At 51.3% G+C, this 13,668-nt stretch carries 14 protein-coding genes; 2 read left to right on the top strand and 12 right to left on the bottom strand.

Going from position 1 to position 13,668, the window contains the following annotated elements; genetic code table 11:
* Positions 1-16: 16 nt before the first annotated feature.
* The 5 genes from IRJ17_RS16900 to pdhA all read right to left on the bottom strand — a co-directional run bounded on the left by IRJ17_RS16900 (position 17) and on the right by pdhA (position 5,295).
* On the bottom strand, positions 17-178 hold the full coding sequence (locus tag IRJ17_RS16900; protein ID WP_063228490.1) for an aspartyl-phosphate phosphatase Spo0E family protein: 162 nt from the start codon (positions 176-178) through the stop codon (positions 17-19).
* 131 nt (positions 179-309) lie between these two features.
* Entirely contained in the window at positions 310-1,719 is a 1,410-nt protein-coding gene (lpdA, locus tag IRJ17_RS16895) for a dihydrolipoyl dehydrogenase (protein WP_122965370.1), read from the bottom strand.
* Between the two features lie 6 nt (positions 1,720-1,725).
* A complete protein-coding gene (locus tag IRJ17_RS16890; protein WP_242771173.1) occupies positions 1,726-3,123 on the bottom strand; it encodes a dihydrolipoamide acetyltransferase family protein in 1,398 nt (465 codons plus the stop codon).
* Between the two features lie 102 nt (positions 3,124-3,225).
* Positions 3,226-4,206, bottom strand: coding sequence for an alpha-ketoacid dehydrogenase subunit beta (locus tag IRJ17_RS16885; RefSeq protein WP_122965368.1), 981 nt, complete (start codon positions 4,204-4,206; stop codon positions 3,226-3,228).
* A gap of 3 nt (positions 4,207-4,209) precedes the next feature.
* Positions 4,210-5,295: a pyruvate dehydrogenase (acetyl-transferring) E1 component subunit alpha gene (gene pdhA, locus IRJ17_RS16880; RefSeq protein WP_122965367.1), complete on the bottom strand. Its 1,086-nt coding sequence runs from the start codon at positions 5,293-5,295 to the stop codon at positions 4,210-4,212.
* Between the two features lie 325 nt (positions 5,296-5,620).
* On the opposite strand from pdhA, the gene IRJ17_RS16875 reads away from it, so the two are divergent.
* Entirely contained in the window at positions 5,621-6,355 is a 735-nt protein-coding gene (locus IRJ17_RS16875) for an alpha/beta hydrolase (protein ID WP_173596547.1), read from the top strand.
* 21 nt (positions 6,356-6,376) lie between these two features.
* Here IRJ17_RS16875 and IRJ17_RS16870 read toward each other — a convergent pair whose 3' ends face one another.
* From IRJ17_RS16870 to ltaE, 3 genes are all read right to left on the bottom strand, one after another.
* Complete coding sequence (locus IRJ17_RS16870; protein WP_063228484.1) at positions 6,377-6,571, bottom strand: hypothetical protein; 195 nt, start codon at positions 6,569-6,571, stop codon at positions 6,377-6,379.
* A gap of 139 nt (positions 6,572-6,710) precedes the next feature.
* On the bottom strand, positions 6,711-8,354 hold the full coding sequence (locus IRJ17_RS16865) for a peptide ABC transporter substrate-binding protein (protein ID WP_412679185.1): 1,644 nt from the start codon (positions 8,352-8,354) through the stop codon (positions 6,711-6,713).
* A 249-nt stretch (positions 8,355-8,603) separates the two neighbouring features.
* On the bottom strand, positions 8,604-9,641 hold the full coding sequence (gene ltaE / locus IRJ17_RS16860; RefSeq protein WP_242771166.1) for a low-specificity L-threonine aldolase: 1,038 nt from the start codon (positions 9,639-9,641) through the stop codon (positions 8,604-8,606).
* Positions 9,642-9,772: 131 nt separating this feature from the next.
* Between ltaE and IRJ17_RS16855 the strand changes: the two genes are divergently transcribed.
* Positions 9,773-10,075 carry a HesB/IscA family protein gene (locus IRJ17_RS16855; RefSeq protein WP_063228481.1) on the top strand — a complete coding sequence of 101 codons (303 nt, stop codon included), beginning with the start codon at positions 9,773-9,775 and terminating at the stop codon, positions 10,073-10,075.
* A 59-nt stretch (positions 10,076-10,134) separates the two neighbouring features.
* On the opposite strand, the gene IRJ17_RS16850 is transcribed toward IRJ17_RS16855, so the two are convergent.
* The 4 genes from IRJ17_RS16850 to yneA all read right to left on the bottom strand — a co-directional run bounded on the left by IRJ17_RS16850 (position 10,135) and on the right by yneA (position 13,500).
* Entirely contained in the window at positions 10,135-12,375 is a 2,241-nt protein-coding gene (locus IRJ17_RS16850) for a HelD family protein (protein ID WP_242771164.1), read from the bottom strand.
* Positions 12,376-12,412: 37 nt separating this feature from the next.
* Positions 12,413-12,778 (bottom strand): fluoride efflux transporter CrcB, encoded by a 366-nt coding sequence (gene crcB, locus IRJ17_RS16845; protein WP_173596543.1) that lies wholly within the window; start codon positions 12,776-12,778, stop codon positions 12,413-12,415.
* A gap of 96 nt (positions 12,779-12,874) precedes the next feature.
* The gene (locus tag IRJ17_RS16840) at positions 12,875-13,072 is read right to left on the bottom strand and encodes a DUF896 domain-containing protein (RefSeq protein WP_063228478.1); all 198 of its coding nucleotides are present in this window, start codon (positions 13,070-13,072) and stop codon (positions 12,875-12,877) included.
* 92 nt (positions 13,073-13,164) lie between these two features.
* A complete protein-coding gene (yneA, locus tag IRJ17_RS16835) occupies positions 13,165-13,500 on the bottom strand; it encodes a cell division suppressor protein YneA (RefSeq protein ID WP_173596542.1) in 336 nt (111 codons plus the stop codon).
* Positions 13,501-13,668: the final 168 nt, after the last annotated feature.

Here is a 13,668-nt window from a genome sequence, read left to right as displayed (position 1 = left end):
CCCACTAAAAACGCCCTTACGAAGGGCGTTTTTCATGCAACATATGCGCGACGATCAGCTTATCCAACTGCTGACTTATTTTTACGATCTCGGGGTCAAGAAAATTGTAGCCTGCTTCTTTGGCTGCGCGTTCCAGCTTTTGGCGCAAGTCATCAATCATCTTATTTGTAATCTCCATGCTGCCAAGCCTCCACCCACGTCAGTCTCCCACTATTTTACATTATATAAGTACAGGTGGAAAGGGTAAGATGTGGAAGAAAAAAGCCCTGTAACCGTAAAGGTACAAGGCTTTTTTCGTAAAAGCTGCTGTTATTTCATCACGTGAATCGGACGACCCAGTGCCAGTTCAGCCGCTTCCATCGTCACTTCCCCAAGAGTCGGGTGAGCGTGGATGGTCAATTCGATATCTTCAAGGGTTGCGCCCATTTCAATCGCCAGTCCCACTTCTGCAATGATGTTCGAAGCTTCTGGACCAACGATTTGCGCACCGAGGACGAGATTCGTTTCTTTTTCGGCAATCAACTTCACGTAGCCCTCACCTGCATTGACAGAGAGCGCACGGCCGTTTGCTGCGAATGGGAAGCGTCCCACCACATAATCGATGCCTTGTTCTTTTGCTTCTCTTTCGTTGATACCGACGCTTGCAATTTCCGGATCGCAGAAAACAACTGCCGGGATCGCTTTGTAGTCGACTTCAGCCGGATGTCCTGCAATCGCTTCAGCGGCCACTTTTCCTTCGTAGGAAGCTTTGTGCGCCAAAGCTGGTCCTGCCACGATATCCCCGATCGCATACACGTTAGGAATGTTCGTACGGCCTTGCTTGTCGACGACGATCAGGCCGCGATCAGTCAGGTTCATGCCGATATCGCGAACGCCAAGCTCATCCGTGTTCGGACGGCGCCCAACTGTAACGAGGACGTATTCCGCCTCGATTTGCTGCGCTTCGCCTTTTACTTCTGCCTTGACAATTACACCGTTCTCGGTTTCTTCCATTCCTTGCGCCAGCGCTTTGGTATGGATGGTCACGCCCAGCTTTTTCAGCTTGCGCTCAACGAGACGAGGCATATCTGGCTCGAAGCCAGGCAAAATTTGATCGGAGCCTTCCAGAATGGTTACTTTGGTGCCGAATTTCGCGAATACGGTACCCAGCTCGATGCCGATGTAACCGCCGCCGATTACAACCATGCTCTTAGGCAGTTCGGTCAAAGCCAATGCTTCTGTCGAGGACAGAACGCGTTTGCCGAACGGGAAAGCAGGGAGTTCGATCGGACGAGATCCGGTCGCGATGATGCAATGCTGGAAGCGATAGCGGTTCACGTCATAGCCGTGGAAGACGCGCACTTCGTTTTCGCTGACAAACAGTGCTTCACCTGGAATCACCTGGATTTTGTTGCCTTTGAACAAGGAGCTTACGCCACCTGTCAATTGCTTCACAATCCCGCTTTTCCACTCTTGAACCTTGGCAAAATCCACTTTGACGTTTTCCATGGTGATGCCCATGGATTCGGTATGTTGAGCGTGCTCATACGTGTGTGCAGCATGGATCATCGCTTTGGAAGGAATGCAACCTACGTTCAGGCACACGCCGCCGACTTCCGCTTTTTCCACAACTGCTACGGTTTTTCCCATTTGCGCGGCGCGAATCGCTGCCACGTATCCGCCTGGGCCCGCACCGATGACGAGCACGTCTACTTCTGTCGTAAATTCACCTACTACCATTGTCTCTTATCCCTCCATGACGAGCAGCGTTGGGTTTTCCAGAAGCTGCTTCACGTAGTTGACGAAACGTTGTGCAGGTTCGCCATCAACCAAGCGGTGGTCAAAGCTCAAGGACAGGTGCAGCATTTGGCCAACCACGATTTCGCCGTTTTTCACCACTGGTTTTTCGCTGATACGACCTACGCCCAGGATCGCAACCTCAGGGTAGTTGATGATCGGCGTGAAGAACATGCCGCCAGCAGAGCCGATGTTGGTGATGCTGAAAGTCGAACCTTTCAGTTCGTCAGCACTCGCTTTGCGATCGCGAGATTTTTTCGCCAGCTCGCTGATTTCGCCCGCGATGTGGAAGATCGACTTGCTGTCAGCCGCTTTGACAACCGGTACGAGCAAACCGTCTTCTGTCGAAGTCGCGATGCCGATGTTGTAGTATTTTTTGTAGATGATTTCTTGTTTTTCTTCGTCGATAGAAGCATTCAGTTCTGGGAACTTTTTCAGACCAGCAACGACTGCTTTGACGATCATTGGCAAGTAAGTCAGCTTCACGCCGCGCTCTTCTGCGAGTAGTTTCGCGTCTTTGCGCATCGCTACCAGCGCCGTTACGTCCACTTCGTCGAAAATAGTAACGTGTGGTGCTGTGTAAGCGGATTTGACCATTGCTTTGGCGATCGCTTTGCGGATTCCTTTCAAAGGAACGCGCTCTTCCAGCTCGCCTGCTTGCGCACTGTAGTGAACAGTTGGCGCAGAAGCAGCTTGTGCTACGCCTGTTGGAGCAGTAGCTGCCGGTGCTTCTGTTGCTGCTGGAGCAGCCGTTTCCACTGCTTGTGCAGAAGGAGCGACAGCGCCACCCGATACGAAGCGATCTACGTCTTCGCGAGTGATGCGGCCCAGCTTGCCAGTTCCAGGAACCAGTGTCAGCTGAACGCCTTTTTCACGCGCATATTTACGCACGGAAGGAGTAGCCAATACGTGTTTGCGATCGATTGGAGCCGCTACTGCTGTCGCAGTTGCTTGCGCCATTGGTGTTTCCAGCGCTTGGTTCGCATTCGCGCTCACTTGGGAACCGATATCGCAACCTGGCTCCATTTTGTCAGCAGCAGGTGCTGGCGCCGCTTCAGCCGCAGGTGCACTGCCATGACCGTGGTCTGGCAGGTTTGGAATTTCGCCCTCAACCTCGAACTCGATCAAAGGATCGCCGACAACAGAAACCGTTCCTTCTGTTACTTTCAGCTCGATAACTTTTCCTTTTACAGGCGATGGCACTTCTACTACCGCCTTGTCATTTTGCACTTCCATAATGACTTGGTCTTCTTCTACGGAATCTCCGGGCTGAACGTGCCATTTGACGATTTCGCCTTCATGGATACCCTCGCCGAGCTCCGGGAGTCTGAATGTAAAACGACTCACAGTATCTCCTCCTTAGTAAACACTACGCCGTATTCACAGCCTGTAAATTTCGGAAAGAAGGCGGAAAGCTTTCAACTTTTCCGCCATTATGTCTGTTACCGATTAAAAATCGAGCACTTGAGTCAATCCGTCTACCACGCGTTTCACGTCAGGCAGCCAGATGTCTTCTGCTTGTGCAAACGGATAAACGGTATCCGGTGCCGTGATACGCAGCACTGGTGCTTCGAGGTGGAGAATAGCGCGCTCGTTGATTTGCGTAATGATTTCCGCAGCAACACCGGAAGTTTTTTGCGCTTCCTGCACGACGATCGCACGGTTTGTTTTCTTCACGGATGCTACGATGGTGTCGATATCGAGCGGGCTGATGGTGCGCAGGTCGATGACTTCCACTTTGGCGCCACGAGCTTTTTCGATTTCTTCAGCCGCTTTCAGGCTGGTATGCACCATAGCACCATAGGTGATGATGGTAACATCGCTGCCTTCTTTTACTACGTTCGCTTTTCCGAGCGGAATGGTGTACTCGCCCTCTGGTACTTCTTGACGGAAAGAGCGATACAGCTTCATGTGCTCCAGGAACACAACCGGATCGTTGTCGCGAATTGCCGAGATCAGCAGACCTTTTGCATCGTAAGGGTTGGAAGGGATAACCACTTTCAGACCCGGCGTTTGCATCATCAAGCCTTCCAGAGAGTCAGCATGCAGCTCAGGAGTTTTCACGCCGCCACCGAATGGGGAACGGAAAGTTACCGGGCTGCTAAAACGACCGCCGGAACGGTAACGCATACGAGTCGCTTGGGAAGCGATCGCATCGAACGTTTCAAATACGAAGCCAAAGAACTGGATTTCCGCTACAGGGCGGAAGCCGTTAATGGACAAGCCTACTGCCAGTCCACCAATTCCGGACTCAGCGAGCGGCGTATCGAATACGCGCTGCTCGCCAAATTCAGCTTGCAAACCTTCTGTCGCACGGAATACCCCGCCGTTTTTCCCTACGTCTTCCCCGAAGACAAGTACGGTTTCATCGCGCTTCAATTCTACGCGCATTGCATCCGTAATGGCTTGAACCATTGTCATTTGTGCCATGGCTTATTTCGACTCCTTCGCCAGGAATTCTGCCTTTTGCTCTTCGAGTGCAGGCGGCAGTGTCTCAAACATTACATCGATCAGTTCAGTCACTTTCATTTTCGGAGTTTCGTCCGCTTTTTTGATTGCGTCTGCAACTGCTGCTTTCGCTTCTTCAATGACAGCTTCTTCGTCTTTTTCGCTCCAAAGACCTTTGCTCTCCAGGAATTTGCGGAAGCGGATCAATGGGTCGCGCAGTTCCCACTCGCTTTGCTCTTCACCAGTACGGTAGCGAGTTGGGTCGTCACCAGCCATGGTGTGCGGACCATAACGGTATGTCAGCGCCTCGATCAAAGTCGCGCCTTCGCCGTTAACACCGCGCTCTTTCGCTTTTTGAACTGCGTAGTAAACAGCGAGGATGTCCATGCCGTCGATACGCTCGCTTGCGATACCGGCAGAAACTGCTTTGACTGCGATATTTTCAGAAGCCGTTTGTTTTTCGAACGGCAGGGAGATCGCATAACCGTTGTTTTGCGAGAAGAAGATCACAGGCAGTTTGTAAACACCTGCGTAGTTCATACCTTCGTAGAAATCACCTTGGGAGGTTGCCCCGTCACCAAAGTAGTTGATCGCAACGCGCTTTTCGCCGCGCAGCTTGTAGCCCATTGCCACGCCTGTCGCTTGTGTACATTGTGCTGCGATGATGATTTGTGGCATCAAAACGTTTACGCCTTCAGGGATTCGTCCACCCTCGATGTGTCCACGGGAGTAGAGGAACGCCTTGTGCATAGGGAAACCGTGCCAGACCATTTGCGGAATGTCGCGGTAGCTTGGCAGGATGAAGTCTTCTTTGGACAGAGCCGCCTCGGAACCGATCATGCTTGCTTCTTGACCAGCTACAGGCGCGTAAAAGCCCAGACGACCTTGGCGGTTCAAGCTGATAGCGCGTTGGTCCCACACACGGGTAAAGACCATTTTACGCATCAGTTCACGCAGTTCATCATCGGAGAGCTTAGGCATCAAGTCAGGACGAACAACCGTACCGTCCGGAGCAAGAATTTGCAGCGGGGCGTTGTTCTCTGTTTGTTCAACAGCAGTGGTTACGCTCATCACATTCACCTCGTCACTAGAATAAGGGGCTTCCTTGCTTGCTTCGCCATGTCCCACGCAACTGAGCCAGTGCTCAATCGGCAAGGAAGACGAAACGTGTCGGAAGTGTCCCCTGATAAAAAGCAGAAGAAAGTTTGTGTGTGCAAGAAAGGGCTTACAGCGCCGTCCGCACAACCCTGTTATATTGCAGACAAAATGTCTGTTTAACGTGTTATAGTATTGATATTACAGGGTTTATTTCCTCTCTGTTATCATTTACTATATAAGCTGTATCAGTTTTTTTCAAGGCTTAGTTTTACATTTGAGCAAACAGGAGTGTAAATCGATGTCTGATTATGTAAAACGAACAATCATAAAAGAAGAAGTCCCAAGCGTCCACGTAGACACTCCCCGCTCGGTCAAAGTGTACCTCCCGCCGGGCTATAATGAACTGCTTTCTTACCCTGTCGTCTATTGTCAGGACGGAAACGATTTCTTTACGATGGGGCGGATTGCCACCATCGCCAACCAGTTGATTCTCGAAGAAGGCATCGAACCGTTCCTCGTCGTCGGCGTCTCGGTGGATCGCAGCAAACGGACGAGTGAATATTCGCCTGTAGGCGCAAAAAATGCAGCGTACAAACGCTTTTTTTGCGAGGAGCTGCTGCCGTACATCGAGGAGCGCTATCCCGTAAGACGCGACAAAGCTTCCCGCGTGCTCGCGGGCGATTCGCTCGGAGGAACGGTTTCCTTGCACCTCGCACTGGACCACCCCGAACTGTTTTCCCAGGTGCTTGCCCTGTCAGGAGCCTTTTTCCAGCCGACACAAGCGGCCATCCAAAACAGCGGAGACCTTTCCTGGCTGCGGCTCTGGATGGTTGTGGGACTGGATGAAACCGCTGTAGAAACCCATATCGGAACGTTCGACTTCGTTCAATGGAATCGGGAAGCAAAAACACTGCTCACTGACAGCAACGCCAGCCTGTCCTATTCGGAAAAACCGGGCAACCACGTCTGGGGCTTGTGGCAAAAAGAACTCCCCGATGCTTTGCGTCACTTTTTTCCGCCGCCGTTGATTTAGGCGGACACGCACATCCGCTGTTTAGAGTGAACCGTTGATTTCCTTGATGTCTTCATATCCGTAGTAACGGCCATCTACCATGAAAATCCCTTGGTGGGTGGCTTTTTCAATCTCCCCTGCCACTTGGCGGGCATCCTGGAGCACAATGTTGACAATCTTGCTCTCATCGCGTTTCATCTGGTTCTGCAGTCTTTCACGCTCTTTGGCCGATATCATGTCTATCCCTCATTTCCTTCCATAGTCAATGGCTATAGTATTTCTTTGGGAGTGCGGAATTACACGCGCTGAACAGAGAAAACCCCCTTCATGCCGCCGGTCTGATCGTTGGCACAAAGGGGGTTCCTGCCTTTTTCGTTTACTTTTCTACGGTAGTGTATTTAAAGTCTCTGCCGCCGAACGGATTCAGAAGCAGACCTTTGACCTTGTCGTTTTGAATATACGGGCGCACGCCATAGTAAATCGGGGCAATCGGCATCTCGTCCATCAAAATTTGCTCGGCTTGCTGCATGATCGCATTGCGCTTCGCTGTATCCAGTTCCAGATAGCTGTCCACGATCAGTTTGCGGTACTGTTCATTTTCCCAGGCGGCGTCATTCGTTCCGACTGTCTTGTCTTTGAAAATCTCCAGGAAGTTGATCGGGTCGTTGAAGTCCGCTCCCCAATTCCGATAGGCAAACTGATAATTTTTGGAGCGCTTGTTTTGCAGGAATACCTTTTCTTCCAGCCCGCTGATCTTCACCTCTACGCCGAGGTTTTTCTTCCACTGATCCTGAAGCGCTTCCGCCAGTTTCTTTTGCCTGTCATCCCCTGTTCCGTAGGAGAAAGTAAATTCCGGCATCGCTGTCAGCCCCAGCTCCTTCAAGCCTTCCGCCAAAAGCTGCTTGGCTTTCGCCGAATCTTCTTGGAAATAATCATTGCCGCTGAGCTTCATCGACGGCGGAACCCAGGCATACGCAGCGGGCACACCCGGCATGACGATGCCGTCCACCAGCGGCTGGCGCTCAATCGCATACGAGAACGCCTGACGAACTTTTTTGTTCGTAAAAGGTGGCTTTGTGGTGTTGAATGTCACGGCTACCGTGTTTGGATACGGATCGAGGACAATTTTGCCTTCGTCATGCAAGCTTTGCAGCAAATCTACAGGGAGCGTATACGTCGGATGGCCTCCCCAATCCAGATCGCCCGAATCGAACAGAGCTTGCGCTGTATTGGTATCGGTAATCATGCTCCAGACGATCTTGTCCAGCTTCACTGCACCTTTGTCGTGATAGTTGTCGTTTTTGACCAAAACCAGCTTGTTTTTGTGTTCCCACGTTTCCATTTTAAACGGCCCGTTTCCGATGTAATTTTCCGGAGATGCCGCCCAGGCCGGGTTAGTTTCCACTGTTTTTTTGTGCAGCGGGAACAGCGTCGGGAAAGCTGTCAGCTCGTAAAAGAACGGCGCTGGCGAGTTCAGCTTGACTTCCAGGGTATGATCGTCGATCGCTTTCACCCCGACATCATCCTTGCTGCCTTTGCCTGTATTAAATTCTTCCGCTCCTTTGATGAAATAAAGCATGTAGGCGTATTCCGATCCTGTTTGCGGGTCGAGATTGCGTTTCCAGGCAAACTCAAAATCGTGTGCCGTTACCGGATCTCCATTCGACCAAAGCGCGTCTTTTTTCAGTTGGAACGTATACGTCAGCATATCTGGCGAAACCGAATACGTTTCAGCCATCGCGCCCGCAATTTTCCCGTCCGTCCCATAACGTGTCAGACCCTCGAAACAGGCCGTAATGACGTCAAAAGAAGTTCCATCTGAAGCAAGTCCCGGGTCGGCCGTAGGCGGTTCTCCCCCATCTGCGTTCCAGTTCAGGACCATTTCTTTCGCTTTGGCTGTGTCTGTTTTGGGTGCTTCGGTTCCCTTGTTGTCTGTAGCTGTTGGCTGCGCTGTGCTACATCCAGTTACTAATTGAAAAATCAGAAAACTAGCCAAAAGTGCGCCCATTCGCTTTTTCAAATCTGGCATCCCCCTCGTCTGTATCGAGTTCGCGATGATGACTGAAAGATAGGCTCCAACTCATCATTATGCTATCGCATTACAGTGAGAAAGGAACTGGACGACTTGGTTAAAAATATTCTCTTTATTCCGAAAATTTTTGTACAATTTGTCGAAAGTCGGCCGCAAGTGAACGGTGCAATCAGAACAAGCCAATCCGCTCCCCGATTCAAGCAGACTGGCTTTGCCCATGCTTGGTGCCCGCAACAATTATCCCGAAACCTTCGCCGTGCCAATGAGCTCTTCCACGATTTCCAGCACCCTGTTTACTTGCTGCTCATCAATGTGGCGATGAGTGGTAAAGCGGATCACGTATTCATCGAAGTCGACTGCCAGGACTCCTTTGTCTGCAAGACGCTGCAAAAAGGCAACTGCCGTCTCCCGGATCGAATCCGTCTTCACCAGCACGATGTTCGTCTCGACAGGCTCGACTTCGAGCGACAGCTTGCGGAACCCTTCAGCCAGTTGCTGCGCACGCGCGTGGTCTTCCGTCAACCGATCCGTCATCTGTGTCAAAGCCACGATTCCCGGCGCTGCCAAATATCCAGCCTGACGCAAGCCTCCGCCGAGTTTTTTTCTCCACCATCTCGCTTCTTCGATAAAGGCCCGATCCCCTGCCAAAAGAGAGCCTACAGGCGCGCTCAAGCCTTTGGACAGACAGACTTGGACGGTATCGGTGTGCTGGCTAAGCGCAGACACAGGCACGCCCAGAGCTGCCGCCGCATTGAACAGTCGTGCGCCATCCAAGTGAACGGGGATGTTGTGCTTTTGCGCTACCTCATGCACGCCCTTCATTTGCTCGATCGTAACGACCGCGCCGCCCGCCCGGTTATGTGTATTTTCGATACAAACCAGCTTCGTGCGCGGAAAATGAATGTTGTTGCCGCGAATCGCCTTTTCCACATCTACTGGACGCAGGGCGCCCCGTTCTCCCGCCAGCGTCCGTGTCTGCACACCAGCCAAAGCCGACATCGCGCCGCCTTCGTAATAAAAAATATGAGAATCCGCTTCCGCAATGACCTCATCGCCGTTCACACAGTGCGTCAACACGGCAATCTGATTGCCTTGCGTGCCGCTTGTGACAAACAAAGCCGCTTCTTTCCCCAGCAGCTCGGCTGCAATCTGTTCGAGTCGGTTAACGGTCGGGTCTTCCCGGTAAACGTCATCGCCCACCTCGGCATCTGCCATGGCCCGAAGCATCGCCTCAGTCGGTTTTGTGACGGTATCGCTGCGCAAATCAATCTTCATGAAAGCGTCCCCTTTTCGCAAGTTTGTCTAGCAACTCTATCACCCAGAACACTTTCCACATTGCATCTGCATTTCCCTCTTTGCTAAGATGGAGAAGAAACTCACATACATACAGTTAGGAGACTTGACCTATGAAGGTAAAGATTACCAAAAATGCAGCGAAGCAGCTCGGCACAATCATGGAACAAGAAGCAGACAAAGACCTGAAGCTGCGTGCCTATATCACTCACGCGCACGGTGACCATGCGCACTACGGTCTTGCTCTGGACAAGCCAACCGAAGAGGATGTAGTTGTTTCCACCGACAAGGAAATTGACGTCATCGTGAAAAAAGACGAGCCATTGCTCGATGGCATCATCATCGACTACTTGTTCCTGCCACAGGAAGGCTTCGTCATCACCAATCCGTCCAAAGGAAATACAGGCGACCATTAATCGGTTCAGCCCGGAAAAATCCCCTCTGCTGTTATTCAGTCAGAGGGGATTTTTCCTGTTCACGCCTGCGTATATAGTTCTTGTACGAGGTTAGCTAAAAGCGGCGCTTCTTCGCCTGCCATCTGCGTCATCACCAGCCGGTGGACAGGTCTTGTCATCGCCACGTACAACAGCTTCGCGTCCCACTCGTTGTTTCGATAAGATGCAACATCGAGCAAAATCACGGCGTCAAACTGCAAGCCTTTTGTCAAATAAGCTGGCATTACCGTTACGCCGCCCGGAAACTGGTTGTCCTTGCTGCCGAGAAGCGTCAGATCGGCGATGCTTTCGGCAAGAGCCTTGTGCGCCTTTTTGCTCGCCAAAATCGTTTTGGTGACAATCGCAATCGTTTGAAAGCCTTCCTGTTGCAAGGCGGCGACTCGCGAACGAATATCGTCCCACAGCTCGGCTCTTGAATGGGCATGAACCATCACCGGCTTTTCCCCATGGCGCAAAACCGGCTTGGCGAGAACCGTCTCCGGCAGATCAATCTGTCGCAGCACCTCATTGGCGCATTGCATGATTTCGATCGTCGAACGATAGCTTTGTGCCAGCGTATAGTAGGCGGGACGAAGCTGCTCAAAAATGCCTTGCGTCAGCTCTTCCCACGCGTGAATGCCGCGATAGCTGTGGATGCCTTGGGCAATGTCGCCAACGATGGTCATGGAATTTCGCTTCGTCGCAAGCCCGATGACCGCAACCTCCAATGCGCTCAAATCTTGCGCTTCATCGACAACCGTATGATCAAAATGCTCCGCTTTGTTCATGCCCTCGATAATATGCTGCAAGTACAATAGCGGCGCGATGTCTTCCGGCTCCAGGCGCTCCTGTTCCAGCAGTGCGGCAGAAGAGGTGCTGACATCACGGATCACCTCGTCCGGGATCGCAGCCGGAGCGAGCTTGCGCAGCAATTCCTCCTCTGCAATCAACTCCCGATACGCCGCAAAAATATCCAGACGTGGAAAGCTGACCAGGTATGTATCCAAAATCTGTTCCAGCATTTTTTCAAATTTGGCCAGCCCTTGCTTGTCGAGATCGACTTTTCGTTCACGTAAATGCGAAAACAGCTGCTTGTTCATTTCCTGCTTCAAATGTTTGCGCAGCGCGTCTACCCTGCGCTGGTACGGCAACGCCCCGAACTGCTCCAGGAAAAATTGCCGGATCGTCTCTCCCGGAATGGAGAAGACTTGCTTCGTTTTGTTGTAAAGAAAACTCAGTTTCTTGAAAGGGATTCTCGTCTCAATCACGTAGCGAATGTATTGCTCCATCGCTTCCTTGCACGCCAGTGAGCCTTTGAAGCGCAGCCTGTTGCGAGTAATCTCCTGTTCACGCTGATCCTGACCTTCCTCAAAAAATAGCTGCAACGGCTTGTCGGGACTGACGATCCGCCAGCCTTTTGGCATGAGCGGTTTGACGAGCCGCGCCGCCCAATCCACAAATGTCGACTGCTGGACATCATCGACGCCGAGTTCAGGCAGCACTTCTGATATGTACGTAAGAAACATCCGGTTTGGCGCGAACACCATGAATTTTTTTGACATCATCGTATCCTGATAGTTGTAGATCAAGTACGACAGCCGATGCAGGGCGATAGTCGTCTTTCCGCTACCTGCCACCCCTTGCACGACGATCGGCCGATCTTTTTCCGCCCGGATGATCTCATTTTGCTCTGACTGGATCGTCGCCACGATATCTTTCAAGCGACTGTCATTGGCCATATTCAAATTCGCGTTCAAAAACTCGTCGATGAAACCTTCCTGCAAAAACTCGTCCGGATGCCCCATTTCCCGATTGATCGTCTCTTTCACCGCTCCATCGTAAATCCCGACAATCTCTCCGTCCTCAATCGCAAAGTTGCGCTTCAACCGCACCTCTCCACGGACAATCTCGCGCCCCATCCGGTAAAACGCATCCTTGCTCTCTCCGGAGTAATAGAGACTGGCAATGGGCGCTCGCCAATCCACGACAATCGAATCGAACGTATCACTGCGGACAATTCCGCGTTTTCCGATATACACCTGATCCAGCTCGTAAATCTCGTCTTTGAGAAAATCCACACGTCCGAAATACGGTTTGTCTCGCCCGTGATCTTCCAGATACCGCAAATCTTTGGCCTTGTTGTAGTTCACGACCTGTTTCACATAGTCATCGGTTGCTTCGTTAATTTCCTCACGCAGTTGAACAATCTCGTCGTCAATGAGCGCAATCGTCTCTTTCAGCTTGTTTTGTTCTGCTTCGTAATCGCGGTGCTGGGTACTCACACCCATCCCCCCTCTCAGCTTTATCCATTATTTTTTATTATTGCATTTGCCGGGCAAGCCAAATCCCTACGGCGCATGAGGACAGCCCGACCACGATACTCGCGAGTGCATACAGCGTCCCGCGCAGCCATTGCCCGTCGCCCCAAAAAGAAACAACCTCCAGAGAAAAGGTGGAAAACGTCGTGAAGCCACCCATAACCCCTGTGGTAAACAAAATATACACTTCGGGAGAAATGCCTCCCCGCTCTTTGCCGATCACAAACAACACGCCGATCAAAAATGAGCCGATGATGTTGGCTAACCAGGTGCCGATTGGCCACCCCGGCTGATTCGCCGCCAAAGACAACCAATAGCGAAACAATGAACCGACAGCACCGCCTACCGCTACAGCCACCCACGCCATCTGTTTTCCTCCTCTGTCGAATACCTGATAGTCATAAGGAACAAAAAGACACCCGAGCGTCAAGCAAGGATGTCTGCCTTATCAATACAAGTGAGCTTAATGTTTGGGACGATTCTCTTCAAGATCTTCCACATAACGGATGGAATCGAGATTCGCTTTCAGCGATGCCTTGACCGCATCAATGTACTTTTGTCGCAGAGCTTGCTGCTCTTGCTTTTCCTCATCGGTCAAACCAACCTCGCGCGATTTTTTGACCAGTTCGTTGATTCGTTTGATTTCCGCGTCAGATACCACGTACGGTTCCTCCCACCCAGTAGTAATGCCGTTTAATTATATCACATCAGGGCGAACTCGCAAGATGGAGACGAACCGGCAAGTGCTTTCTATCATTTCGGATCGGGAATGAGCAAGGTCTGTCCCGGATAAATCAGATTGCTCTGTAGATCGTTCGCCTCTTTAATATCCTGGATCAGATCGCGTACATCGACCGTCTCCGTTTGATGGCGGACTGCAATGGTCCACAAGCTGTCACCGTCGCGAACCGTCACTTCTGTTCCTTTTAGCGGCTCAGCGTGCGAAGAAGCAAACACCAGTTCGGTCAACAAGTAAAAAAAGAGAGAAAACGTAATCAGGAACAACAGGGCTTGGCCTCTAGTAATACCAAAACGGACGCGACGGGACGATTCTTTTTCAAAACGGTTAGGAATAGACATGACATTCATGGGATAACCTCCTACAAACATACGTTCTATAAGTTCGTACCCCAATCATAAATGAGAACATATGTTCATGTCAATACGAAAACCTGCCCCTTTGCAAAATTCACGCAGGTGACGGCAAGATGGCCAATTCCCCTTTTGGTATGGGACAATCCGCGAACAGCCATGCTT

Source organism: Brevibacillus parabrevis (assembly GCF_022701015.1).
Taxonomy (GTDB): Bacteria; Bacillota; Bacilli; order Brevibacillales; family Brevibacillaceae; genus Brevibacillus; species Brevibacillus parabrevis.
This window is presented reverse-complemented; position numbering and strand designations above follow the sequence as displayed.